This window comes from Phyllobacterium sp. GQ127, assembly GCF_059758635.1.
This window is the reverse complement of sequence record NZ_JCAXDZ010000002.1, coordinates 212,063-236,639: the sequence shown is the minus strand read 5'-3', so window position 1 is coordinate 236,639 and position 24,577 is coordinate 212,063. Positions and strand designations below refer to the sequence as shown.

28 protein-coding genes and 1 tRNA gene are annotated in these 24,577 nt (G+C 53.0%); 17 read left to right on the top strand and 12 right to left on the bottom strand.

Features of this window, described 5'->3' with window-relative positions:
- Positions 1-46: 46 nt before the first annotated feature.
- Complete coding sequence (locus AC6CHM_RS09425; protein WP_337353572.1) at positions 47-1,840, bottom strand: acyl-CoA dehydrogenase C-terminal domain-containing protein; 1,794 nt, start codon at positions 1,838-1,840, stop codon at positions 47-49.
- Positions 1,841-2,026: 186 nt separating this feature from the next.
- The gene (locus AC6CHM_RS09420; RefSeq protein ID WP_498172867.1) at positions 2,027-3,862 is read right to left on the bottom strand and encodes a glycoside hydrolase family 9 protein; all 1,836 of its coding nucleotides are present in this window, start codon (positions 3,860-3,862) and stop codon (positions 2,027-2,029) included.
- Between the two features lie 323 nt (positions 3,863-4,185).
- On the opposite strand from AC6CHM_RS09420, the gene AC6CHM_RS09415 reads away from it, so the two are divergent.
- The 3 genes from AC6CHM_RS09415 to AC6CHM_RS09405 all read left to right on the top strand — a co-directional run bounded on the left by AC6CHM_RS09415 (position 4,186) and on the right by AC6CHM_RS09405 (position 9,288).
- Positions 4,186-7,365, top strand: a complete 3,180-nt coding sequence (locus tag AC6CHM_RS09415) for a peptidoglycan-binding protein (protein WP_498172866.1) — start codon at positions 4,186-4,188, stop codon at positions 7,363-7,365.
- A 253-nt stretch (positions 7,366-7,618) separates the two neighbouring features.
- On the top strand, positions 7,619-8,497 hold the full coding sequence (locus tag AC6CHM_RS09410) for a sulfite exporter TauE/SafE family protein (protein WP_498173295.1): 879 nt from the start codon (positions 7,619-7,621) through the stop codon (positions 8,495-8,497).
- The gene (locus AC6CHM_RS09405; protein WP_115051336.1) at positions 8,494-9,288 is read left to right on the top strand and encodes a TIGR02186 family protein; all 795 of its coding nucleotides are present in this window, start codon (positions 8,494-8,496) and stop codon (positions 9,286-9,288) included. The genes AC6CHM_RS09410 and AC6CHM_RS09405 overlap by 4 nt, the downstream gene beginning before the upstream one ends.
- A gap of 3 nt (positions 9,289-9,291) precedes the next feature.
- Here the strand turns inward: AC6CHM_RS09405 and AC6CHM_RS09400 are convergent, their stop codons facing one another.
- Together AC6CHM_RS09400 and AC6CHM_RS09395 are read right to left on the bottom strand one after the other, a co-directional pair.
- Positions 9,292-10,206 (bottom strand): methyltransferase domain-containing protein, encoded by a 915-nt coding sequence (locus AC6CHM_RS09400; protein ID WP_498172864.1) that lies wholly within the window; start codon positions 10,204-10,206, stop codon positions 9,292-9,294.
- A 5-nt stretch (positions 10,207-10,211) separates the two neighbouring features.
- Complete coding sequence (locus AC6CHM_RS09395) at positions 10,212-11,291, bottom strand: hypothetical protein (protein ID WP_336440633.1); 1,080 nt, start codon at positions 11,289-11,291, stop codon at positions 10,212-10,214.
- A 210-nt stretch (positions 11,292-11,501) separates the two neighbouring features.
- Between AC6CHM_RS09395 and AC6CHM_RS09390 the strand changes: the two genes are divergently transcribed.
- Complete coding sequence (locus tag AC6CHM_RS09390) at positions 11,502-12,464, top strand: NAD(P)H-dependent flavin oxidoreductase (protein ID WP_498172860.1); 963 nt, start codon at positions 11,502-11,504, stop codon at positions 12,462-12,464.
- Here the strand turns inward: AC6CHM_RS09390 and AC6CHM_RS09385 are convergent.
- Positions 12,461-12,970, bottom strand: a complete 510-nt coding sequence (locus AC6CHM_RS09385; protein ID WP_498172858.1) for a GNAT family N-acetyltransferase — start codon at positions 12,968-12,970, stop codon at positions 12,461-12,463. The genes AC6CHM_RS09390 and AC6CHM_RS09385 overlap by 4 nt on opposite strands.
- 38 nt (positions 12,971-13,008) lie before the next feature.
- Between AC6CHM_RS09385 and AC6CHM_RS09380 the strand changes: the two genes are divergently transcribed.
- Positions 13,009-13,578 carry a helix-turn-helix domain-containing protein gene (locus AC6CHM_RS09380; RefSeq protein ID WP_498172856.1) on the top strand — a complete coding sequence of 190 codons (570 nt, stop codon included), beginning with the start codon at positions 13,009-13,011 and terminating at the stop codon, positions 13,576-13,578.
- Between the two features lie 169 nt (positions 13,579-13,747).
- Positions 13,748-13,823, top strand: a tRNA-Thr gene (locus AC6CHM_RS09375).
- Positions 13,824-13,828: 5 nt separating this feature from the next.
- Here AC6CHM_RS09375 and AC6CHM_RS09370 read toward each other — a convergent pair.
- Positions 13,829-14,071 (bottom strand): helix-turn-helix domain-containing protein, encoded by a 243-nt coding sequence (locus AC6CHM_RS09370; RefSeq protein ID WP_440807282.1) that lies wholly within the window; start codon positions 14,069-14,071, stop codon positions 13,829-13,831.
- A 96-nt stretch (positions 14,072-14,167) separates the two neighbouring features.
- On the opposite strand from AC6CHM_RS09370, the gene AC6CHM_RS09365 reads away from it, so the two are divergent.
- A complete protein-coding gene (locus AC6CHM_RS09365) occupies positions 14,168-14,494 on the top strand; it encodes a hypothetical protein (RefSeq protein WP_498172854.1) in 327 nt (108 codons plus the stop codon).
- A 144-nt stretch (positions 14,495-14,638) separates the two neighbouring features.
- On the opposite strand, the gene AC6CHM_RS09360 is transcribed toward AC6CHM_RS09365, so the two are convergent.
- A complete protein-coding gene (locus AC6CHM_RS09360) occupies positions 14,639-15,217 on the bottom strand; it encodes a TetR/AcrR family transcriptional regulator (RefSeq protein ID WP_498172852.1) in 579 nt (192 codons plus the stop codon).
- 139 nt (positions 15,218-15,356) lie between these two features.
- On the opposite strand from AC6CHM_RS09360, the gene AC6CHM_RS09355 reads away from it, so the two are divergent.
- Positions 15,357-15,914: a DUF308 domain-containing protein gene (locus AC6CHM_RS09355; protein ID WP_498172850.1), complete on the top strand. Its 558-nt coding sequence runs from the start codon at positions 15,357-15,359 to the stop codon at positions 15,912-15,914.
- A 152-nt stretch (positions 15,915-16,066) separates the two neighbouring features.
- Here AC6CHM_RS09355 and AC6CHM_RS09350 read toward each other — a convergent pair whose 3' ends face one another.
- A complete protein-coding gene (locus AC6CHM_RS09350; protein ID WP_115051345.1) occupies positions 16,067-16,243 on the bottom strand; it encodes a YegP family protein in 177 nt (58 codons plus the stop codon).
- 140 nt (positions 16,244-16,383) lie between these two features.
- On the opposite strand from AC6CHM_RS09350, the gene AC6CHM_RS09345 reads away from it, so the two are divergent.
- On the top strand, positions 16,384-17,019 hold the full coding sequence (locus AC6CHM_RS09345; RefSeq protein ID WP_498172847.1) for a class I SAM-dependent methyltransferase: 636 nt from the start codon (positions 16,384-16,386) through the stop codon (positions 17,017-17,019).
- A gap of 150 nt (positions 17,020-17,169) precedes the next feature.
- On the opposite strand, the gene AC6CHM_RS09340 is transcribed toward AC6CHM_RS09345, so the two are convergent.
- Entirely contained in the window at positions 17,170-18,378 is a 1,209-nt protein-coding gene (locus AC6CHM_RS09340; protein WP_498172845.1) for a tyrosine-type recombinase/integrase, read from the bottom strand.
- A 2-nt stretch (positions 18,379-18,380) separates the two neighbouring features.
- Positions 18,381-18,770 (bottom strand): Arc family DNA-binding protein, encoded by a 390-nt coding sequence (locus tag AC6CHM_RS09335; RefSeq protein ID WP_498172843.1) that lies wholly within the window; start codon positions 18,768-18,770, stop codon positions 18,381-18,383.
- Between the two features lie 120 nt (positions 18,771-18,890).
- Between AC6CHM_RS09335 and AC6CHM_RS09330 the strand changes: the two genes are divergently transcribed.
- The 8 genes from AC6CHM_RS09330 to AC6CHM_RS09295 all read left to right on the top strand — a co-directional run bounded on the left by AC6CHM_RS09330 (position 18,891) and on the right by AC6CHM_RS09295 (position 22,421).
- The gene (locus AC6CHM_RS09330; RefSeq protein WP_498172839.1) at positions 18,891-19,079 is read left to right on the top strand and encodes a DNA-binding protein; all 189 of its coding nucleotides are present in this window, start codon (positions 18,891-18,893) and stop codon (positions 19,077-19,079) included.
- Entirely contained in the window at positions 19,076-19,264 is a 189-nt protein-coding gene (locus tag AC6CHM_RS09325; protein ID WP_498172837.1) for a hypothetical protein, read from the top strand. The genes AC6CHM_RS09330 and AC6CHM_RS09325 overlap by 4 nt, the downstream gene beginning before the upstream one ends.
- A gap of 270 nt (positions 19,265-19,534) precedes the next feature.
- The gene (locus tag AC6CHM_RS09320) at positions 19,535-19,969 is read left to right on the top strand and encodes a hypothetical protein (RefSeq protein ID WP_498172836.1); all 435 of its coding nucleotides are present in this window, start codon (positions 19,535-19,537) and stop codon (positions 19,967-19,969) included.
- A gap of 235 nt (positions 19,970-20,204) precedes the next feature.
- Positions 20,205-20,546: a hypothetical protein gene (locus AC6CHM_RS09315; protein WP_498172833.1), complete on the top strand. Its 342-nt coding sequence runs from the start codon at positions 20,205-20,207 to the stop codon at positions 20,544-20,546.
- A gap of 12 nt (positions 20,547-20,558) precedes the next feature.
- A complete protein-coding gene (locus AC6CHM_RS09310; protein ID WP_498172830.1) occupies positions 20,559-20,918 on the top strand; it encodes a hypothetical protein in 360 nt (119 codons plus the stop codon).
- Positions 20,887-21,498 (top strand): hypothetical protein, encoded by a 612-nt coding sequence (locus AC6CHM_RS09305; protein ID WP_498172829.1) that lies wholly within the window; start codon positions 20,887-20,889, stop codon positions 21,496-21,498. The genes AC6CHM_RS09310 and AC6CHM_RS09305 overlap by 32 nt, the downstream gene beginning before the upstream one ends.
- A 220-nt stretch (positions 21,499-21,718) precedes the next feature.
- The gene (locus tag AC6CHM_RS09300; RefSeq protein WP_498172828.1) at positions 21,719-21,952 is read left to right on the top strand and encodes a hypothetical protein; all 234 of its coding nucleotides are present in this window, start codon (positions 21,719-21,721) and stop codon (positions 21,950-21,952) included.
- A 10-nt stretch (positions 21,953-21,962) separates the two neighbouring features.
- Positions 21,963-22,421 carry a DUF2280 domain-containing protein gene (locus AC6CHM_RS09295; protein ID WP_498172826.1) on the top strand — a complete coding sequence of 153 codons (459 nt, stop codon included), beginning with the start codon at positions 21,963-21,965 and terminating at the stop codon, positions 22,419-22,421.
- Positions 22,422-22,674: 253 nt separating this feature from the next.
- Here AC6CHM_RS09295 and AC6CHM_RS09290 read toward each other — a convergent pair whose 3' ends face one another.
- Both AC6CHM_RS09290 and AC6CHM_RS09285 read right to left on the bottom strand, forming a co-directional pair.
- On the bottom strand, positions 22,675-23,445 hold the full coding sequence (locus AC6CHM_RS09290; RefSeq protein ID WP_498172825.1) for a hypothetical protein: 771 nt from the start codon (positions 23,443-23,445) through the stop codon (positions 22,675-22,677).
- A 533-nt stretch (positions 23,446-23,978) separates the two neighbouring features.
- Positions 23,979-24,533 (bottom strand): hypothetical protein, encoded by a 555-nt coding sequence (locus AC6CHM_RS09285; protein ID WP_498172824.1) that lies wholly within the window; start codon positions 24,531-24,533, stop codon positions 23,979-23,981.
- Positions 24,534-24,577: the final 44 nt, after the last annotated feature.

Sequence of the window (24,577 nt, the reverse complement as noted above, 5' to 3'; positions counted from 1 at the left end):
TTAAAGCAGGCCGCGCGACCGCGGCCCGTGGCTGCGTTGCATCAGCTTAGAATGCTTCTGCCGCAAGCGCCATCATTGTATCGGCTCCAGTCTGGATACGTGCCAGATGGGCAGAGGTCTCAGGCATTACACGTTCCATGAAATACTTGCCCGTGATCAGCTTGGTTTCGTAAAACGCTTTGTTTTCTGCGCCATCATCCAATTTTGCATTTGCCGCCTTGGCCATCTGCGCCCACATATAACCCAGCGACACCAAGCCAAAGAGATGCATGAAATCGGTGGATGCCGCTCCGGCATTGTCCGGATTGGCCATGCCATTTTGCATCAGCCACATGGCCGCTGCCTGCAGGTCATTGAGACCTTTTTTCAAATGCTTGGTGTAGAAGGCAAGCTTCTCGTCACCACGATTTTCTTCGCAGAAGTCGCCGACCTCCTTAAAGAAAGCCATGATAGCGCGGCCGCCATTGGCGCCAAGCTTGCGTCCGACCAAATCCAAGGCCTGAACACCGCTTGCGCCTTCATAGATCATGGCAATGCGCGCATCGCGGACATATTGGCTCATTCCGTGCTCTTCAATATAGCCATGGCCACCAAAAACCTGCTGTGCCATGACGGCATGCTCAAAACCCTTGTCCGTCAGAACGCCTTTGAGCACAGGGGTCATCAGGCTGAGAATATCGTCGGCCAACTGCTTTTCCGCTTCGTCTGCGGAGCGATGTGCAACATCGGATTTCAATGCAGACCAGAGAATGAAGGCCCGCCCCGCCTCGTTGAACGACTTGATCGTCATAAGGATGCGGCGCACATCAGGATGAACGATAAGTGGATCAGCCTTTTTATCCGGCGCTTTTGGACCTGTCAGAGAGCGGCCCTGAATACGCTCACGCGCATAAATGGCGGCGTTCTGATAAGCGATCTCGCCAATTGAAAGGCCCTGCAAGGCAACACCAAGCCGAGCTTCGTTCATCATGGTGAACATGGCGCGCAGGCCCTTGTTCTCGCCGCCGATCAAGAAACCCTTGGCTTCATCATAGTTCATCACGCACGTCGAATTGGCGTGAATTCCCATTTTCTCTTCGATGGAACCACAGGAGACGCTATTGCGGGTTCCCGGATTGCCATTATCGTCGAGATTGAACTTGGGGACAATGAATAGGGATATGCCCTTTACGCCCTCTGGCGCGCCTTCAATGCGAGCGAGTACCAGATGGACAATATTCTCCGCCATATCGTGCTCGCCAGCGGAAATGAATATTTTCTGTCCTGAAATCTTGTACGAGCCATCGCCATTTGGAACAGCTTTTGTGCGCAACAGTCCAAGATCAGTGCCGCAATGCGGTTCTGTCAGGTTCATGGTACCGGTCCAGGTGCCGTCAACCATCTTTGGCAGATAGGCTTGCTTTTGCTCATCCGTTCCGTGCGTAAGGATTGCGGCAATAGCCCCTTGCGTAAGTCCCGGATACATGACCAGCGCCATATTGGCAGAAGCCATATATTCACCAACCGCCACATGGAGCGCGTATGGCAGGCCCTGCCCACCGAATTCCTGGGGCACAGCCAATCCGACCCAACCACCTTCGCGATACTGATCAAATGCCTGTTTGAAGCCTTTCGGCGTTGTTACCGAACCATCGGCATTGCGTACACAGCCTTCCCGGTCGCCTGATTGATTAATCGGGAACAGGGTGTTTTCCGCAAGCTTTGCGCCTTCGCCGAGGATTGCGTCAACGATATCCGGCGACGCATCTGCAAATCCTTCAAGATTATTGTAACGCTCAAAACCCAGAACATCATTGAGAACAAAAAGCGTGTCTTCAACGGGCGCGCGGTAACTCGGCATAAGCTTCCTCCAAAACAAAAACGAGTAAAAACAGCACGCAGAGCATCCGTGCTGCCAATATTTCGTACTTCTTAGCAAATTTTGACGTTTCCGTAAACGTCAAAATTTGCAGGCACTGGCTTTTTTGAAATGGCAGAGCATGTACATCATGATTTGAAATGAACAATGCAAGATCAGATATACCGATCACTTCGTGCGTGTATTGTCGAGAAAATTGGCAATGTAGACCAGAGGGGCATTCCAGTTGATCGCAATCTCGTTGGAGCCATAGGCTTCAATATCGTCAAGATAGCATCGCTGGGGAGCACAGCCAGCAAGCTTCTCCTTGGAAATATCATCAACAAGCGACGAGTTTGCGCCTCCCGCAAGAGAACCCGGCGGCGGATTTGGAAGGTCGGAATCAATTTGGTGAGCGAACCAGCGGCTATGCTGATTCTTTGAAAAAATCGAGCCGTGTCCGGTAATATAAGAAATGTTCATGGCATTGCGGCCCAGAAGATAATCCATGCTTTCGCGAACGCTATCGAGATATTCCTGCTTATCGCTCAAATCGTAAGCAGCGGACACGACGATCATATTCTGCAGGATGGAATGATTGCTCCCCCAATCATATCGGCCATTGTCGGGATGATATATTTGTCCGAATGGCTCTTTCTTCTGGAGTTCAATAAAATCCGCGACAGCGCCAATTACAGAGGTTCTAGCGTCATCCCAGTCCTCCCTTCCCAGCAGCTTGCTTCCGTAAAGAGCGAGGTGCAAACGAGCAAGCCCGGCAACATTCGCCCAGTCGAAGGCACCATGCCCGCTCCGGCTGAAGACGTCACCACGCCAGTGAGGCGAGCTTTTGATTGCGGAAAAATAGATCGCATCGCCGGTCGCAAGATAAAGTTCAGCGGCGGCCCAATAGAATTCGTCACTGACGTCATCATCGCCATAGGCGCCACCGCCGTCGAAATTTGCCGATGGCGCAATAATATCAGGATGGGCTTGTGCGGCAGACCATGCCTGTTTTGCCGAGGTCAAAAGCCGTGTTGAAAATGTTTCGTCGTAATTCTTGAACACGCGGGAACCCTGGGCTGCGACGGCCGCCAGATTCAGAGTGGCTGCTGTGGAAGGAGCATACAGTGCGCGCGGTTGCGGATCATTATGAGGCAGCATGGGCACACCGGTCCAACTTGTATCGTGAACCTTATGATGAACCATGCCAGCCAATGGCTCGTCATGCGGAACCACCATTTTCAGCATGAATTCCAATTCCCACCGGGCCTCATCGAGAATGTCCGGCACGCCATTGCCCTGCTCCGGCAAACGTGACCGCCTGTCGCTCAGGACTTTTTCGGCATTGCTCGCAAAGAGCTTTCCCCGCTCGACTGTGTCCATAAGCTGGGAAACAGCGATACCACCATTCACGACATACTTGCCTTGGTCGCCTGCATCATACCAGCCACCCGTCACGTCGAGCTTGTAGCTGCAGTCCCATTTTAGTTCGGTATAAAACTTTGCAGCGGCGTCGCGATCAAGACATGGAATAGATGTGTCGCCCAGGTTCGGTGCAATGCCCAGATGTCCTGCGGGGCGCGCATAGAGTGATCCGGCAATATCCTTTCTGATTTCTGCGCCGCTTCGGGCCAGATAAAACCAGGACTGCGCATCCACACTCAACCGATCATAGATATTGGCTTCGATGGAAAAAACCGGGCTCGTGCTTTCGCCCACGACCAGATGATAGCCTTCGCCTGTCTTACGATAATTCGTGAAATCCGCCAGATGGGTTTTCAGTCCCGCCATCGCGTCGAAACCCATAGGCCTCGTCCTGCCCTGCAACACCGGTACATTTTCAGCATCCACAAGCTGAAATTCCAAAGGCGCATCTGACGGCGATATAATCGTCGCCAGCTTTGGTCCATCCGGCAAATAGCCAAGTTGGTTGGTGCGAATGGACAATTCATCTGCAAAGGCGATCGCTGATGCAATATGGGCAAATACCGCGACCAGCAGCAGCAATAAACAGCGATGTATCATTCAATATTTCTCCGCAGGATGCAGACTGCAATCGGTTATCTGAGCTTTCGCGCGTTGTATCAGATCACTGCCACGAAATTAGTCGTTATTTTAGCGCTTTAACCGGGGTCTTAACCACTTGTTTACCACGTTTCGCCAATGTCAACGCGACGGTGAACCGTGTCTATAAGTGATTTGTTTTTCACGGCTTGTCGGAACGCATGGGGCATGGGCCCCGGCTCTCCGGATTGGCCCCGACGCGCAACGCGGCCTCGGCTTTCCTTCGAGCATCCACACTATAAATTGCCAGGCAACTGGCGAGTTAATTTGAGCAGCAGACGTTCATGACGAACCAGAGGTCACTGATGGAACAGGTCAATGTCAATCGCGCCCGCCGCGATGCCACGTCGCTGGACAATCTCAATCGCACGCTCGAAGCACTCGAAAGCCAGTTGCGCAATGCCATGCGGCCCAAAGCGCCGGAAAACGAGCAGGACGGCAGTGATATTGCTGATCGCTTTGCTGCATTGGCTTCGCGCGCCGGATTGGCATCACCATCCCGCCGTGAGGTTGCGCCTTCAAGCCCGCTGCAAAATGGCAAGCATGACCTTTCTGCCATAGCCGCGCAATTAAAGCAGTTGCGTACGGAAATGCGCGACGATGCCGAAACATCCAATAATTCGATCCTGCACAATACGACGCTAAATCGGCTGCAGCAGTCATCGGCACCTGCCAACCATTTTAACAATAAGCAGTTGGACAACGATCCGGCAGCGATTTCCATGCTGCGGGGCGACCTTAACGAATTGAAGCAGGCAGTAGCCAAACTTGGCCGCAATGACGCACCTCAACACAATGCTTCAATGCCAGTCCGCTATATGCAGCAGATCGATGATCGCCTCGACGAAATAAGTCGGGCGCTCGTTGCGACCTCCCACCAGACGCCAGCACGCTTTGCCGAAGCCGATGCTTTGGAACGCCTGGAAGCGCGCATCGCATCATTGGCAAGCAGCGTGCAAGCAACAACGCCAGATCGCACTTCTGATGTCATACTGCAACGCATGGGCGAACTGGCACAGCGTGTTGACCATCTCGCCGAACAGGCCAAGCGCCCCGCTATCAACATTGATGCGCTTTCCGAACATCTTGCCGCCGTAGCGCGTCATTTGCAGAATGCGCCTGCCGCCATCAGCATTTCGGATTTCCGCGATCTTGAAGATCGGGTACTGCAGGTCATCGAAAAGCTCGAAGCCATGCCGCAGCAGTCTGCGATTGATCCCCTCTTCAGTGCCACGATCGATCAGCGATTTGCAGAGCTTACGCAGCGGCTCGACGATCACCACCAGATGAGCGAGCATAGCGGTATCCGACTGTCAGACAGTATTGAATCGCGCTTCGATGATATGGCCCGCTTCATTTGGGAAAGCGCTCCGCAAAATGATAAGACTTCCGACGCTATCCATAATCTCGAATTGCAGATTGCGGGTCTTGCAGAGCATTTAGCCAAGTCCAATGATCACTACGCTGAAATGGCCGCCATTCCTCCCCGTCTGGAAGCAATTGAGGAATCAATCGCCGCCAACCGGGATTTTATTGTCGAAACCGCGCGTAATGCTGCCGTTGAAGCTGTACGCAATATTTCTGGCGTGACGAATGTCCATGATAGCGCGGTTGCACGCGAACTTGCTGGCGACCTGAAGACTCTTGAAAGTCTTGCCCGCAAGTCGGAAGACCGGAATACAAAGACATTTGAAGCGATCCACGACACGCTGTTGAAGATCGTTGATCGTCTGGCATCTTTGGAAAGCGGACCTGTTCCAGTCTATCGTCATGTTCAGGATACCGTAACAAATGAACCGACGATAACCGAACCTGCTTTTGCAACTCCGACGTTCTCCAAGTCCGAAGAAATGTCTCCCGAAGCAGCAGCCGCTTACAATAGCGAGATGGCTGACCCTGAGCCGAATGCAAAGGCATCGATATTTGGAGGTCTGACCCGCGGTCTGAAGAGCCGTAGCAAACAAGCTCCGGCACAAGACCCAGAAATCGACATGGGGCGCGATGAACCCGATTTGAAGCTGGATATCGATCCAAGCCTGCTTAATCGTCCGCTTGAGCCGGGTTCCGGCATGCCTGATCTGAATTCCATTCTCAAGCGTGTGCGTGAAGATCGGCGCGAGATGCAACTGGCTGGATCCGGCAACGGCAAGGCGGACTTCATTGCCGCCGCACGCCGCGCAGCACAGGCTGCGGCATCGGAAATGGAGAATCAGCAAAATTCACCATCCACGGCCGATGAACTGGCTGGCGAGGATCACCCCAAGCGGAGTTTTCTCGCAAGGCAGCGCAAACCTATTCTTTTGGCCATTGGCGCCATTATGATTGCTATTGCCGGACTGCAGTTGAAGGCAACCTTTCTGGACCATCCTGTCGCACCTCAAGCTACAGCGTCCAAAGCCGCGCCAGCCCAAGCCGAGCCAGCCAAGGTCGTGGAAAAGCCCGCTCCGATAGCAGCTGCACGCGAACTTGCCGCTGTGCAACCTGCGCCGGTAAGCGTGGAAAGCGTTATTGCTGCGCAGCAACAAATGCCGGCGACCGTCAATGAAGCGGTCGACACCAGCATGACGACCCAATCCGTGCCGCCGAAGTCATCTGAACCCGTGGCGATCCCTGCCATCCCAACCGATGGATTGCCGGATGAACTTCACACAGCTGTCGTCTCGGGCGATAACAAGGCGCTGTTTGAAATTGGCGACCGCTACATGGATGGGCGTGGCCTTGCGAGCGATTATGGCAAAGCCGCCGAGTGGTACAGGCTGGCCGCAGAGCGTGGTTTTGCTCCTGCTCAATACAGGATCGGCAACTTCTACGAAAAAGGGCTTGGCGTAGACCGCGATGCCGCGAAGGCCAAGCACTGGTACGAACTTGCCGCCAATCAAGGCAACGCCAGCGCCATGCATAATCTCGCTGTACTGTTGGCCGCCGGGACAAATGGCGCACCGGACAATGAAGCGGCGGCACGCTGGTTCACGCGTGCTGCCGAGCTTGGCGTCAAGGATAGCCAGTTCAACCTTGCCATACTTTCGGCGAAGGGCGTTGGCATGAAGCAAAATCTGGAAGAAAGCTACAAATGGTTCGCCATCGCGGCGCAAGCCGGTGATAGCGACGCTGCTTCCAAGCGTGAGGATGTTGCGCACGCGATGACTCCCGATCAGCTTGCCCGTGCCAAGGCTGCCTTTGCCCTGTGGAAGCCAAAGGCGATGGATGCCGACGCCAATGCGCTGAATATTCCTGAACAATGGCGCGAAACGCCTGTGAAGACCGGTTCGCTCGACATGGAAAAGGCCGTGCGCAACATCCAGCTGATTTTGAACAAGAACGGCTATGATGCTGGTGGTTCTGACGGGAGAATCGGCTCCAAAACCCGCGAGGCGATCATGGCGTTCCAGAAGGATAATGGTCTGAAGCCGACCGGCAATATCGACAAGGATCTGGTACAAAACCTGTTGAAGAAAAACGGCTGAACGCTCCAAGCGCTTTGCCGTGATAAAATTGCCTCAGGACCCGAAAAAATCCATTGCGACAAAGGGTTTCGCGTTTAAACCTATATTAAAGTCAAACTCTCAGTCTAAACTCCAATAAAGCCCGCAAGCGAGCAAGAAACCTTAAAGAATTGCTGTCATCGTGGTGCTTGAGCACCATAATGGGGTTTGAAGAGACTTGGGTATTTACCTGCCAATAGCCGAGATTTCGGTCAATATCTTCGTGCTGTTCGGCATGGGAGCGGCTGTGGGATTCCTGTCTGGCATGTTTGGTGTCGGTGGGGGATTTCTCATCACCCCGCTCCTGATTTTCTACAATATTCCCCCTGCTGTCGCCGTTGCGACGGGTGCAAATCAGGTCATCGCCTCTTCTTTCAGCGGCGCTCTTACGCATTTCAAGCGCGGCACGCTGGACGTCAAACTTGGGTCATTGCTGGTTATAGGCGGCATTGTTGGTGCTGGCGTAGGCATTTATGTTTTCGTTCTCTTGCGCGAACTTGGTCAGCTGGATCTGATAGTTTCCCTGCTTTACGTGGTCTTCCTGTCAACAATCGGTGGTCTGATGCTTTTTGAAAGCGTCCAGGCCATGCGACGAACCCGAGCAGGACAATTGGCAACGTTGAAAAAACCGGGGCAGCACAATTGGGTGCACCGGCTTCCATTCAAAATGCGGTTTCGTGCCTCAAAGATCTATGTGAGCATTATTCCCATTCTGGTATTGGGCGCAGCAATCGGCTTCCTGTCGTCAATTATGGGTGTGGGTGGTGGCTTCATCATGGTTCCAGCCATGATCTATCTGCTTAAAATGCCAACCAATGTCGTTATCGGCACGTCGCTCTATCAAATCGTCTTCGTTACCGCCTTTGCAACAATCATGCAGGCAACCACCAACCAGTCAGTCGATATTGTGCTTGCGTTTCTGTTGATGTCCGGCGGTGTCATCGGCGCGCAATATGGAGCGCGTATCGGCCAGAAATTGCGCGGCGAGCAACTGCGCGCCTTGCTGGCTATGCTGGTTCTCGCTGTTGGCCTGCGTCTTGCTATCGAGCTTTTTGTCACTCCTGATGATCTTTATTCGATCAGCCTTGCAGTTGTAACCGGGGGCGGCTTATGAGGCTGGCCCAGTATTCATTCTTCCTGCTTGCCGCGTTTCTTGCCGGGCAACCTGCCCTGGCCCAGCAGCGCCCAGCAAATACGGAAACGGTGGAGATTGGCCTTTCGACCGATACGATTGCCATCACCTCGGGCTTTCGCGGCACTGACCTGATCGTATTCGGGGCCTTGGATAATGCCGACCCGCTCATTCAACGGCAGGGGCGCTACGATATTGTCGTGGTTCTAGAAGGACCGGAACGCAGTTTTGTTGTCCGCCGCAAGGACCGCTATCTGGGTATTTGGGTCAATGCCGAATCTGCCTCGTTCCAGCACATTCCAGCATCCTATTCCCTTGCCTCCACGCGAAATCTACAGGACATCGCGACGCCGAAAATCTTCACCCAGCTTGGGCTTGGCGTGAACAATATGTACTATGAACCGATGCCGGACGGTTTCAGCTCCAGTGAATCACTCAAGGAATTCACGACCGAATTGCCGCGCCTCAAGCTTAAGCAAAGGCTGTATAACCAGCGTCCCGGCGATGTTCAGTTTTTGTCGGCGACTCTTTTCCGCGCGACGCTATCCCTGCCTGCCAATGTTCCTGTTGGCAAGCATGTGGCGCGGGCTTTTCTCTTCCGCAATGGTGAGTTCTTGCGCGAAAATGCCACCAGTCTCAATATTGTAAAGGCTGGGCTTGAGTTCCGCATTTATCGTGCAGCGAACCAATATAGCTTGCTTTACGGTATTTTCGCCGTGTTGCTGGCCGTGGTTACCGGCTGGGCTGGCCGCCTGATTTTCCGTAAGGATTGATCCTCAATCCCGCAGTCTTGCAACAATAATCAGCCCTTGCAGAGGTTCGCCGCGATCAAGCCGAATGGTTTCTCTGGCAAGCGAGACCAAAGCCATGCCCTGCGCCGACAAAAGCCGCTCTATATAGGATTGCGAGTGGGTATAGCGTAGCGAAGGTTGCAGGATCGGCTCATCGCTGCCCTCTTGATTTTCGACCGAAAAGACAAAGAGTCCATCCACCGCCAGTGACTTTGCGATCGTTGCAAAGGCGCGCTCAAGATCGCCCACATATACGAAAACATCGGCGGCAATCACTAGATCGAGGCTACCGGGTTCCACCTCGAATTCGTTGACATCGCTCTTGCGTAGATCATCATAGATTTGCTTTTCGGCAGCCTTTTGTAACATGGCTTCCGACAAGTCCATTCCGTCCAGACGGTCAGCGACCGGTCGCACATATGGACCCATCAAACCCGTGCCGCAGCCCAGATCAAGCGCCCGATGATATCTGCGTGCACCGCCATGCACTTCAATGGCTTGTGCCAAAAGCTCTGGAACGCGATAGTCGAGTTTGTCTAGCAAGGCGCTTTCAAAAGTCGGCGCATAGGCGTCAAAAAGAGTTTCGACATAGGCCAAAGGCGGCGTTGCAGGCACTTGCGCATAACCGGTCGCGGCAAGCTTCAGGCCTGCACCAAAGCGATCTTCCGGATCGCATTCCAGCACCTTGCGCCAAGCCGCAGCAGCTGATTCATGCTGCCCGGCGGCTTCCCACATTTCACCGAGGCGAAACCGCCCTGCAGTCCAATCCGGAACAAGTTCCAGCGCCTGCGCCATAAGATCGGCAGCAGCGGCATGATCGCCGCTGTCGAACAGCATATCGGCATAGGAAGCGCGGCGGTCGGCTATCAGATCACCAGATGAGTGGAACGCACGCGCCACTATTGTCAGTTCGTGATCTGCACGCGGATGGCGATAATATCGACAACCTTGCCGGTTTGGGAAATATCCGAATTGATCCTGATAACGCCATTACCCGACGGTTTCTTGTTGGCGGGAAAATCAACCTGCACAAGATATTCCTTGCTGGCGTCGGAAACATCGTAGCGCTTGCGGCCACATTCGCCAAGATTGCCGAAGTTGCAACTGACCGCCATTTGCGTCGCGGTGCCATCCGGCGTCCTTGCCACGATATCAAACAGCGCGGTCTTGCCCGCCAGTTGCTGCAATACGCCCTCACCGATCTGGAAGCTGATCTCATCTGCTTCGCCCGGCGATTTTATACGCAGATATTTCTGCACCTGATCGCCATCAATGGTTGCCGTTGCCCGCCCCGAAACGGAAACCTGTGTTGTATCCGAAGGTTCGAAAATGCCAATCCACGTACCTTCGCTGGGCAATTGCCCTTCTTTCAAAGGTTCGTGGCTGCCGCTGGCTGCGGGATTGCCCGTGCTGGCCGGGACGCTGGAAGGCTTCGAATTGATTATGCCCGTCGCCACCATCCACAATACAACGATCGCGACGACAAACAGGGCAAGAACAATCAAAAGCTTTGTCAAGCCTGTAGCCTTCTTGCTCTCCTGGCGCTGCTTTTTCTCGCGCCGGTAACGATCTTTCTTCACATAGTCCGGGCGTTCATTGCCGGCAGTAAAAGGCCTGTCTGTGGCCAGTTCCGGGGCACCGAGCTCTGGGGCTGGTGCGTTGCCGATGGTCGGCTCGATACGTGCATCACGGCCACGAGGGGCCGCAGGCGCTGCGGAAAAGCTTGGCTCACGCGGCTCGACAACCGGCGCTGGCGCAGCATTAACTACCGGGCGCGCAGCCTGCGCTTCATTTTCGATCTTGGTAATGGCGAGCTTCAGGCGCTCGCGCCGTTCCTCGCGCTGCGCGTCGTCAAGCGCCCCATTGGCCGCCAGCGAACGCTCATGCGCGCCCCAGGCCGACTCGTAAACCTTCTGCCGTATTGCAGGGTTCTTGGCATCAGCCTTGGCCAATGCATTGCGGATTGCTTGTTCGATCGCTTCCAAACCGACGATTATCCCTTAAAAGAATCAGAGGCTAGCCATAACCTATCTGACTGCTTATTCAAGACAGAGGCGGCGCAATCATGGCCGCATCATACTTTTTGATGAGATCATTTTTGGTCCACATAGCTTTTGCTTGCTCAAAATCAAAGGCATGATAAAAAGGCTTACGTTTACGCAAACGTCAAAATTTGTCATATCTGGGAGGTAGTCATGGCATTGCCGGAAATTCTGAAGAAAAACCTGCGGATTCCGGTTGTCGGAGCGCCCTTATTCATCATTTCCCATCCGGCTTTGGTCATTGCGCAGTGCAAGGCTGGCATTGTCGGCTCCTTCCCCGCGCTCAACGCAAGGCCGGAAGCTCAGCTTGATGAATGGCTGGCGGAAATCACCGAGGCTCTGCGCGACCATGACGAGAAGAACCCGGACAGCCTCGCCGCGCCTTTTGCGGTCAATCAAATCGTCCACCGCTCCAATAAGCGGCTAGAACATGACCTGACCATGTGCGTGAAATACAAGGTGCCGATTGTCATCTCGTCGCTGGGCGCAGTTCCCGAGGTAAATGACGCGATCCATTCCTATGGCGGCATTGTCCTGCATGACATCATCAACAACCGCCACGCAAACTCCGCCATCCGCAAGGGCGCCGATGGGCTGATTGCCGTTGCTGCCGGTGCAGGCGGCCATGCGGGCCCGCTCTCCCCCTTCGCGCTTGTACAGGAAATCCGCGAATGGTTTGACGGCCCGCTGCTGCTTTCCGGCGCTATAGCCACAGGCAAGGCCGTGCTGGCCGCGCAGGCCATGGGCGCAGACCTTGCCTATATCGGCTCCTCCTTCATCGCCACTGAAGAAGCGCGCGCTGTTGACGACTACAAACAGATGATTGTCGATAGCGCCTCTTCCGATATTGTCTATTCCAACTATTTCACCGGCATTCACGGCAATTATCTGAAACCATCCATCGCCAAATCGGGCATGGACCCGGATCATTTGCCCGAAGCCGACCCTTCCAAGATGGATTTCGAAGCGGCGACCACCGGCGCAAAAGCCTGGAAAGACATATGGGGCTGCGGCCAAGGCATCGGCGCAATCAAACAGATTGTTCCGGCAGGCGAACTCGTCGCGCAGCTTGAGCGGGAATATAAGGAAGCTAAGGCAGCGCTCTGCGCCGCCTAACGCGCTTCGGCCTTGTCCAAGACAATCTGCATAAATGTCAGATCAAGCCATTTGCCGAATTTGGTTCCTACTTCCGGCAGATGGCCGACCACCTGAAAGCCAAGTTTTTCATGCAGGCGGATGGAAGCTTCGTTGCCGGATTCAATACCGGCAACCATTACGTGCTTGCCCAGCTCGCGCGCTTTTTCAATCAACGCCAGCATGAGCATCTTGCCGATACCACCGCCACGCGCAGTCTTATGGACATAGACCGAATGTTCCACCGTGTGGCGATAGCCCTCAAAGGCTCGCCAATCGCCAAACGATGCATAGCCGGTGACTTGCCCCTCATTATTGACACTGACAAGCACGGGGAAACCCTTTGACTGCCGGTCGAGAAGCCAAGCCTTGCGATTATCGAGATCAACCAGCGTCTCATTCCAGATCGCCGTCGTGTTGAGCACAGCATCATTGTATATTTCCAGGATAATTGGGAGATCCGATTCCACAGCCGCACGCACAATCACAACTTGCACCTTTAATATTTGTCTACTATAATTTTAATATGTCTCATAAAATAGATAATGTCGATCAAAAAATTGGCTTCCGCATCCGCATAGAGCGGGAAGCACGCGGCTGGTCTCTGACAGAACTTGCACAAAAATCCGGCGTCTCCCGCGCCATGATCAATAAGGTGGAACGCGGCCAGAGCAGCCCGACAGCCATGCTGATGGCGCGGTTTTCCGGCGCCTTTGGCTTGAGCATGTCAACATTGATGGCGCGAGCGGAAATGCAGGCGGGGCGTTTGCTGCGTCGTGGTGACCAACCCATATGGACCGACCCGGAAAGCGGCTATACTCGGCGCCATGTCTCGCCCGTCTCGGACCTTCCCATGGACGTGGTTCATATCGACCTGCCGCCACAGACGCGTGTGCCGCTGCCTGCCTCGGCCTATATTTTCCTGCGCCAGTTGATCTGGGTTCTTGGCGGGACACTGACCTTCATCGAGGGGGAGACGACCCACACCTTGCAAGAAGGCGATTGCCTTGAGCTTGGCACCCCCAGCGACTGCGTGTTCGCCAATGAGACGAATGCGCCCTGCCGCTATGCCGTGATCGTGCTGAGCAAGCGCTAGAGTGCACTGACGAGAGGGCTTGCCGCTTGTTCACGCATAAAGGGATTGTGGGTATTTGCGTCAAAGCTGGCATGGCAAGGCTTGCAATTCAGCCACAATGACGATATCAGGCGCGTCATCCACGGCCAATCAAGTTTGGCCGCTTTGGATCAGGGAAACCAGCGTTCCCGCCGCTTTAGCTCAGTTGGTAGAGCACATCATTCGTAATGATGGGGTCCTCGGTTCGATTCCGGGAAGCGGCACCAGCCGGTTATTTAACACGATTTACATACTCTTTGAAAGCTTCAATTGGGTCTACACCTAAAGCGCGCGTATAAGCGATGAATTCCGCAATATCTATTCGTCGTTCGCTCCCTTCCACTTTCGCAATATATGATTGTGGCTTTCCAAGCCTTTCAGCAACGAACTTTTGTGTAAGTCTGTTGTCTAGCCGAATGCCCTTGAGCAACAAGACCAGTTCTGTATAGCCATCAGAATGTAGCGATTTCATCATATGCCTCAATCGGATCATGAGGCATTTGGAATAATCCCACTTTCGGATTATCCCATTTTAGGATACTACTCATCTAGCCAATGGATGTTTAGATAGATGGATAATTACAATTTCTGGGCTGATTTTCTTGATACCTTTCAATCGTCACCCGACTGGATCAAGGCCTTATGGCTGCTCATCCCGCCCGGTTTTCTGCTTGGCCTTATAGCGATTGTGATGCGCTTCAGCATGGCAAACAAACAGATGAATCATACCTCAAAGGGTGAACTGATTTATTCAGTCCACCGCGATGCGGGAAATCAGCTGCATATCGTCAGACATATCCCACTTGTTGACGGCAACCCGGCATTGCTCATGCTTGATCCTCTGAGCAACTCCGAACCTGCATCACAAAACCCAAACCGCCTTGCCCCGCCCGCTTAAGAGACTGTCAGAGTACTTAAACGGGTCATGCAGGGGTTACATGCCCCAAAACAGGTAGCACACAAGCCTCTGACAAGCTCTGAGGCCGTCTGAGCACCCATGGCTGTGGTAAAGGCAAGCCTAGCGTTAATGCTCTTCCGCTGATTACTTCGTCAGTTTGGCAATCTGGCTGCTGATGATTGCGATGAACAATCCGGGATCGTCAAAAGCCCTTGCAGAGAGCATAGCCCCATGAACCGAAGCCATCAGCATTTGGGCCTCCTCTTCCGGGGACCTGTTCAACCGGAACAGACCCTGCTCCGCTCCTGCGCTCAGCACCGCCGCAAGCCATGTTGCGAGGCTTTGGAAATGGGCGCGCACGCGCGAGGCGACCTCATCGGGCAGCATTTGCATCTCACCAGCCAGCATCGCGCAGACGCAAAAGGGCTGCGAGGCATCGCGGATGCATGTGTCCCAGTAACGCAAATAGGCCTGTAACTGTTCGTCAGGGCTAGCAACCTGGCTTCGCAGCGAGCTCAAACCCGCCTCAGCCTGCCCCCGGTAACGGTCCACCAGCACGGCGACCAGTTCGGCCTTTGTCGGAAAGTGATGGTGGATACTCGCCTTTCGGATGCCTATTGCAGCCGAAATATCGGCATAGCTGAATCCGTTATAGCCACCCGCGACAATGAGAGACTGCGCGACGTCGAGAATCTTTTCTGAAGTGGAAGCCATTGATTTCATAAGCTCGCCTACCTTCTGGTAGGCTGGATGTCAAGACCATGCGCCGCCGCCCCTTTCACAATGAGGTGTTCACAAACAGGGTTGACTCACGATTTTAACCTTCCTACTAGTAGGTAGATTTTAAACAGGAAAAACGCCCATGCAAACTCAACCTTCAACCCCGTCCAACTGGCTGCGAAACTATTATTTTACACGCGCCATCTTCTCTGTCGCGTGGGTTACCGCCGCCATTCTTTTCAACGCGCAATCCTCTTTCGTCGTGCTTCTGCTCGTCATCTATCCGGCATGGGATGCGCTCGCCAATCTGGTTGATGCCCGTGTCACTGGCGGCTTGAAAGCCAATCCGTCTCAAGGGTTCAATGTCGTGGTCAGCACGATAACAACCATCGCCGTTATCCTTGCTGTCAGCAACAGCATGTATGCGGTTCTGGCCGTGTTCGGCGTTTGGGCGATCTTTTCAGGTTTGTTGCAGTTAAATACGGGTCTGAGGCGCTGGCGTTCTTATGGCGCGCAATGGCCGATGATCCTGAGCGGCGCACAATCGGCCCTTGCCGGTGGCTTCATGATCAGCCAATCCATCGGCACTGTGGTGCCGACGATTCTGGAAATCGTTCCCTATGCAGCCTTTGGCGCGTTCTATTTCCTGCTTGCGGCAATCTGGCTTGTCATCACAGTCTATCGCAAAGCAGAGGTGTAGGTGTCGTCGCTCTCTATTTGCGATCCGATAAAGCTTAGCTGTCCTGTTAAGCACAGACTTAAACCAAACGTGCCGTCGCAGTAGCAATGCGGGCAAAAAATTGGCCGGGCAGGCGCAGTCTATGCGCCTGCCCGGCGCCATATAATATAGGCTTAGCTTATGTCTTCGACAGGAGCGCTTGGACCATTTTTCTTGATTGAATCAATGGCGTTTTGCGCGCTGGACTTGGATGTATAACCCTCGGTCGAGAACATGACTTCGCTGTTATATTTAAAGCGAACGCGAAACTCGCCAGCTTTGTCTTTATAAATTTCGAACTTGTGGGCCAAAATATAGCTTCCTTTTGCAAGCGTGAATCACACAACCTCAACGTGCCATTTGCAAAGACTATTGACAAGGGTTGCATTGGTGCCAGTCTCCCTCGACTTGGCCAGTCCACCTGCCACTCAAACAAACAAAGAGCGCCATTATGAACACTGCGAGTGACGCCCGTTTCTGGGACCGATCTTCACGGAAATATGCGGCGGGCAAAATCGCAGATCAGGCCGGATATGAGCAAACGCTGGACCGGAACCGCGCTCTGTTACAGCCGGACGACAGAGTATTGGAGCTCGGCTGTGGCACAGGCACGACGGCGCTGCGGCTTGCGGGCAATGTACAAGCCTATCTCGCGACAGATATTTCCAGCGAGATGATCGCGATTGCCGAAGGCAAGCGGGCAGCAGATCCCATTGCAGGGCTTTCCTTCCGCGTCACCACAGCCGAAGGATTGGCGCTCAGCGATGGCCCATACAACGCCGTTCTCGGTTTTAATTATCTCCATCTGGTCCGCGATCTGCCCGGCACGCTGCGCCATATCCATGCCTTGCTCGCGCCTGGCGGGCTGTTTATCTCCAAGACGCCCTGCGTCGGCGAGATGAACCCACTCATTCGGCTGGTCTTGCCGCTTATGCGAGCGGTCGGGCTTGCGCCCTACGCCGGTGTCTTCCGGGCTGCGGAGCTTAGCCAGATCATCAGCGCCGCTGGCTTTAGCATTCTTGCCTCGGAGAACCACGCAACCAAGGGAAATGACAATCGGCCCTATATCGTGGCGCGCAAGCAGTGACCAGCGTGGTTGTCACGGTAGCGGGCGGGAGAATTTGCATAATCGGGGATTGATATTTGGCTGGGGAACCTGGATTCGAACCAGGACTAACGGAGTCAGAGTGTTTCTTTACACGTTGTTTTAATTATACTTTTTTATGTCATGTCGCGTCTATGTTGCGCTGGCTGTCATAAGTCGGTTCTCAGCGTCAGCCAAAGCTTGCCCTTCATCTACCGACGGAAACAAGTGCCCGTAGGTGTCAAAGGTCACCTGAATAGACGAATGCCCCACACGCGCTTGCACAGCCTTCGGTGATAATTCTAGACCGCCGTCTGTCTTGCTGTTGATGCACCATGACGCAAACCAGTGCCGCAAGGCGTGAAGGCCGGTGTATTTAGCTTTCACAATGGGATTGCCAGTATCATCTTTCTTCCCGGTATCAACCACCACGCCGGCCTTGATCATTGTTGGATGCAGGCCGCGCTTGATAATGTTCTGGTGCCATTCGACATTTCCCTCCCCGTTTGGAAAGACAAGGTTCAAATCACCTTTCGGGCAAGCCAACTTCCATTCTTTCAGGGCGTTGATGACCATGGGCGTTAATGGAATGGTTCTCTGTCCAGCGTCCGATTTTGGCATACCGATTACGTGATACTTGTCAGCCCGCTGCCGGACATTAAGCTTCGCCTTATCCAGATCGACATCATCCCACGTCAGCCCACGCAATTCTGATGCCCGCAAACCGGTGAATGTTGCTGTAATCAAAAAAGGCCTGTATCGGCCCTCAGCAGCAACGAGAACCGACCTGATCTCTTCCATGGTCGGGATATCCACGCCATAGCGCAAACGGGCTTTCTGTCGTTTCTCTGCCTTGCCTGCGCTGTTGCCGCGGCGCCTGGTCATTTCATGCACCGCATTGCGTACAACGAGCCCACGCTCCTGTGCGTCGGAAAGGATGCTGCCGAGGCTGACAGTCACGCGCTTGACCATAGCTGCAGATCGGCCGTTCTCTCGTAACTTCTCTTGAAAATCTCGGACGGCTGGCACTGTGATCTTCGAGAGCTTTATGGCTCCGATTGTTGGCTCGATGTGAAGGTTGAGGTGCTGCGTGTATTGATCGACCGTCGATCGCTCCAGCCCGGCATTGTCACAACTGGCAAGCCATAGCTTCCCAGCCTCCCTTATCGTCACTGTGGCACTATCGGCAACATGAACACCCTGCCTCACCTCGACAGTCGCAGTAGCCGCGAACTGGTCAGCATCCTTTTTCAGTTTAAAGGTTTTCAGTCGGCGAATACCTTTGGTATCGGCATAATCGACCACCCAAGCGGTTTTTTCTTCACCCTTGGCATTTGTCCATGTGCGCTTGCGGATCGACATTTTTATTCTTCGTGTTCGTCAGCTGCCAGAATGTCGCCTTTTCCTTGGGTTGCGATTAGAGTCCGTAGCGATTTCATACCTTGATCACTAATCTTGCCGTCGGTCGATGCAATTGCCTTAACCAGTTCCGACAAACCACGGTTCTGCTCAAGGACAGCTTTCATAATGGAATTCTGCTCCCGCATTGATTTGACGATTTTTTCCGACTGTTTGATCGCGATATTAGTTATGTCGTCGTCAGGTGGAACAAAATCATCCACATCGAACGAACGTTGGAGCCGCGCGACTATCTCGGCAGTCATACTCCTATGGTTGTCCGTTGCCGATTTCTCAACGCGATTTTTGAGGTCCTCCGGAATCCGGAGCCGGAAATGTAAATCTTCTCTAGCCATGCCACACCTATGACACACTTTCTCGTTGACAGCCATGCCACACCTATGACACACAATTCATGCCACACCAATGGCACACGCACAAGGCGAATCGCACAGCGTAGCTAACGAGGTTTTACAATGAATAGCAAAAACGAGGAACTTGAACTGGTCTGGGGGCTGGAAGCGATCTCAAAGATCATTGGCCGGACGGTGCGTCAGACGCACTACATGCTTTCCACCGGCAAAATTCCAGCAAAGCAGATCGGCAATCGATGGGTGGTTGAGAGAGGCGCTCTTATCCGGTTTTTCATGGAGAGTGCAGCATGAGCCAGAAACGCAAAAGCACGGAAGAGACGGCAATCTCCCCCGCGCCATTGATCACTTCAATCCCCGCGAAGGAAAAGAAAATGAACTTGGCAAAGCATATCACAGGCTCAGCGTCTTCCGCAACTAATGTGGAGAACATCGCCTGGATCGTTTGGATAGCGAGCGCCGACCATGACCGGCCTTGACCATGAACAATCTGACGCTGTGAAACAGGCTGCTATGTGGCTCAGCGAGCAGCTTCTAACCCTTCACCCAGCCCTGCCAGTTATACGCGAGCGCTTCGGCCTTACAGCACTACAAGGCTGTGAGGCACTCGCTTTGGCGCAGAAATTCCGGACAAACCGGAGGGTGATTGGGTGAGTGCCAGGGATTTTTCCAAAGTAAGCCCCTTCGTATGGGATTCGAGGCGCTTCCTTGGGCTTTCCTCAATCACAGTCAGATTTACGTTCCTTTACATGTTGACCAGTAAGCACGTTAACAGCTCCGGTTGCTACCTGCTCCCCGATGCATACGCCTGTGCGGATCTAGGGTTATCGCTGGATGAATATTTAGCGGCCCGTACGGAGCTCATCCAGGCCGGAATGATCGTCTTTGATGAATTGACCAATGAGGTACTCGTAGACCTTTGGTTTAAGCATAATCCTCCCATGAACAACGACCATATGACAGGCACTTGTCGGCAGTTGGAGTTCATCGATTCTCCAATGTTAAGACAGATCGCTACGGAGAGATTGGAAGCAGCCAATCAGAAACGCCTTGAAGCTCTTGAGGCGAAAAAAGCGAAGAAGTTAGCCGAACAAGAGCGCGCCGCGGCTGAGAAAAATCTAGAGAATGTCTTGGGATTAAGCCGATTGGCAGAGACAAAGTTCTTAAACAGGAATTCACGGTGACCACACCATGCCCACACCGTCCAGACACCGTGTCCACACCAGAAGTTCCCGGCGAAATAGGGTGTTGTCATACAGAGACAGAAACAGAGACAGAAACCGAACTTCTTGCGTGCGCTAGGATTTCAACGCTTTCGATCATTTCAACGTCGTTGGGCTTTGAGAAAGGCTATGTGAGAGGGAACAAACAACTATGGCAGCGGTGCGATACGCTAAACGGTCGTCAATCCAAGAGATAATGAAAAAAACCCGCAACGACGGCACTTCTGCCGCTGTCAACCTTGATCCAGCCTTGACATTTTCGGGTTCACCCCGGCCGGTATTGATGCGACCGGATGATATCTGCGACCTCAAGTTTGCCGCGCATTACAGCCGAAAGAATATCAAAACCATTCGGCGCTGGGTTAAGGCCTATGGCATTGGTCGTCAGTCTAGCCCGCAAGCTCCAGTCGAAATATCAAGAATCGCGCTGGAAATGGTCCTGCAGGGAGACTGGGAAGCGCTGGAGCTGTTACGCACCGGAAGGCGTAATGAACCCAGCGTAATGCTTTACCTCGATTTCATTGGGGTTCCCGCCTGATAAGCGGTCAACATGTCCACATACGTCCAGTCGATTTTGGTCACAATTGCAGGCATCCTGACATTCGAAAATTCAGTCAGGAAGCTATCGACAATGACGATTATCGCTACCAATTCAGCATCGGACGCAGATGCAATCTGCAACGTCATGCTGTCCGGTGGACGGGTCACTCGGGGATTCCGTTCTGCTTTATTCGATGCCGCCGCTCGTGCTGGCATTTCTATCAATGAGTTCTGCATCCAAGCCACGGCCGAAAAGCTAGCTAATCGGGGCGCGACCTTCACAGGGGTATTCGAACCCGGCGACATGGCTGCACACAACGACAATCAGGAAAGTATCCATGAAACAATCGCTCGATCATCGCATCGCTGATGCATTCGCAGTCCAACTACCATCCACAGAAATCCAAGCTCTATTGGATGAAGCGGATCGCGTGGCACGTGCTGCACGGGACACAAACGCGCAGGCAAAGGCTTTGGCGCTGGATCCTGCGACGCGACCAGAAGACGTTGCGAAAGCCCGCCGTGACATGGAGGACACAACGTTCACCAGCGAACGGCTCGACAACGCAGCTGAGAGGCTCGGCGGTTTATTGGCAGAAGCCAAACAGCGTGAAGCGTTAGTGGCCGCCAAAAAAGAATACGAGCTTGCCCGTATCGAGCGGGATGAGCTTGTTGAGGAAATATCCCAACTCTATCCAGAGATAGTTCTGGAGCTTGTCAGTCTTCTCTCCAAGCTTGAAGCAAATAACGCACGTCTTCTGGCCGTGAATAAGCTTGGAGCGGGTCCTATCCTTCGAAGCGCCGAGGGAATCGCCCGCGGTGCTCCAGCAAATTGGGAAGTCAGTGTAGACGTCTCGCTCCCCAAACTCCTGCAGTCAGTACGGCTGCCTTCATTCAAGAGAAACGGGGCACACGGGGGTTACGTGTGGCCTCAGGCTTCGAAGCTTTGATGTTTATGGGACGTCACGCTTCGGAACGGGGAGGCGACGGTAGGGATGCCAGCCTCCCCCATCATATTCGAAAGGAACTGCCATGAGCGTCTGCGATGGGACCTGCAAGGCTTACGGCAAATGCACATGCGGCTCACTGACAACGGGTGATGCTGTCACAAACAAAACTGTCCGAGTTTCTTTGATGATGGCGGATAGCGCAAATAGAAGTGAGAAGCCGATGACGACAATCCCAGATGCAGAGCGCGCCGAGGCACGCCGACAGGCAGCTTACGACCATATGTGCCACAAGCAGGCAACTGCTTGGCAGGGTAGCACACCGGTAAACGACAACCGGCAAAGCGCTCCAGTGCCGCAATTCACCAAAGATGGACGAGAGGTCGCCACTCTATCCGACAGCGACCGCGCCTATCAGCAAATGCTCAGCCGCGATGCCGACGCGTGGAAACGATAGGCACTGACCAATGGCAAAGGGTAAGCTTTCAGATGAGGTGAAATCATTTATTGTCCAGGCTCTAGCGTGCTTCGACGCTCCCACCGTTGTAGCTGACGCAGTAAAAAAACGTTTCGGCATCACGATCAGTCGGCAGTTGGTTGAAAACTACGATCCCCACAAACTAGCTGGACGTGCTGTTTCTGATAGATGGCGCATTTTGTTTGAAGCGACCCGAAAAGCATTCCTCGAAGACAGCACCAAGATTGCCATTGCGCATAAAGCTATGCGCCTACGCGCTCTTCAGCGGATGTGCGAAAAAACAGAAGCACAAGGAAATATTACGCTCACGGCTACACTACTCGAACAGGCAGCGAAAGAATGCGGGGATATGTACACCAATCGCCGCGAGCTTACGGGCAAGAATGGCGGGCCTATCCAGACCGAGACACGCTCATGGCGTGAAATTTTGCGCGAACAAAGTAGATAGTGGATCCTCATTCTTCCGCGAGAACCCGAGCTGCAGCGCAGATTCGTTGAGCACAAATACCTACGTTTTGGAGCGTGTCACGAATGAAAGCGGTGCCGGTTCGGTCGCGACTGTCAGTGCATATATTAAATCAATCTGGTGGAAGAAGTGACCTCTGACTTGTTAGTCACAGGGTCATCGGGATTACAAGCAGTGTTGAGAGGCGTCTTACCTAAGAACTATAACAGAGGGTAACGCGAGGGTCCCAGAGCCGTTATTGTAGGTCAGAGGCATGCGCTTTGTAATCAGGGCCGGTCGTGCCTTCGTTTGGAGGTGACGAAACACCGACGATAAAAAATGCTTTCGAAAATTGCGCAATATAGATAAAGAAATTCTCGTCTGGCATTGCTCTCCAAAGATAGTTGAACTGGTCGCCAATATCGGTATTTTGGCGGGTTGTTTCTGTAAGCTCCGCCATATCTGGCGCCATTCCATTCAAAAGCTTTTCGGCTTTTTGATCGACAACGGCCAAATGTAGCGTCCGCAGCATATTATCCTGCGGCATTATCTTCCCTATGTGCTTATAAAAGAGCGCGCAGCTCAGTCTCCTCTCAAAAAGTTCGAATGCTTCCCTGTTTTCAGCTGGCAGTTCAGCGATGGGCGCTTGGGCATAGGTTTCCCCAGGACCTAGAACATAGTTCATAGATCTTGCAGCGCGTCGCTTTTCATTTGTTGACATGAATCTCGGCAAGTATTTTGAACTATTGTTTCGAACGCCTCTAATCAGCCGCATATATTGGTTTACCGGTGGGTCAGCTACATCGTGATTTGCCATATGGAAATACAAGGCGACAACTTGTTCGAGTTTCCCCGATCCATTGTTACACTTCGCGCACGCAGGAAATTCATATCCTTCGGGTCCAATTCGGTCCTTAAAGCACTCTCGAGACGGAACGTGATCGATAGTGTCGGCTTTCGCCCCACAAAAATAGCAATGTGGATGCTCAGAAAAGAACTGGGCTTTTTTCTTTTTACTCGCCCCCACACTATCGTCCAATCGTTAGTTTAAGAGACCGGGTAGTTTGTATCGAGGCATCGCTTTTTGCGCAAAGCGTTACCAATACTGAAATTTCTTCATTGTAGGGTTTCGCCAAAAACGTTTGATTGCCGTCGAGTTGAATGTTCTGCAGCCATTCTATTGGAGCGTAATCTACTGCCGATCCAAGTGCGTCTGAGACCGAATCTCCGCAACGGCTGAATAGGGCGGTACCGGGCGACTTTAACTGTAGCGAACCAATCATCCAAAGTCCGCTCGGATCATTATGGATGTTTAAACGGACAATTCTATATGGAGCATCGTGAAGACCACGAGAATGCGTCCACTGCTCAACTCGGGGGCCGACGATAGTTTGGTTCGTCAAAATTGTTTGCCGGTTCCAATATGCGATTGCGAGGCTGGCACCGCTTAGTACTAGGGCAATTCCTGAGAATATCGTCGCGATTTCCATTGATGCTGATTATTGTCCTGTCTGCTTCAGTAATTCACCCGTGGCTGTGATGGTTGTGTAGCAATTTTGGCTATTTTCTTATTTGGCGTAATCTGTTGATCATATCCCAGCCAAGACGCTCTGTATTGTGCCAGAACTTAATCTCGGTAGACATAATTTTAATGATATCCGAAGGCAACAAATAATCGAATCTGCCTTCGTCGGCCATCGTCATAGTGGCCCGTATGCCATTAACCTGGCTATAAAATCTTGCCACGTCGATGCTCAATTGGCCTAAGGCCCCCAAGCTGCTAAAATTTGCTCTTAGAAGCGGAAACGGATCATTATCTTTTTCAAATCCGGAGAGCCACATTTTTGGAACCATGCCGGGACGTGCACCAGCTCCAGCTACTATTTGGAGTTGATTAGCTCGTATGATCTCTTTTGCGTAACGGATAATTTCGCGGCGTTGAATCAGCTTGAGGTATGATTCAGCTTCTGCCGCAATGCCTTGCGCCAATGATAACTTTGCCTCAAGTGCTGTTCGCCTACGAATGCGCTCTTGTGACCAAGAGTTAATTGTTGCTCCTACAATGACACCGATTAATGCTGCGGCCGGTGCAATCAGTGGCACATAGTCGGTCATAAATGCAGCGTAAAAGCGATATGAGCGCCAGCAGTCGAGATGCT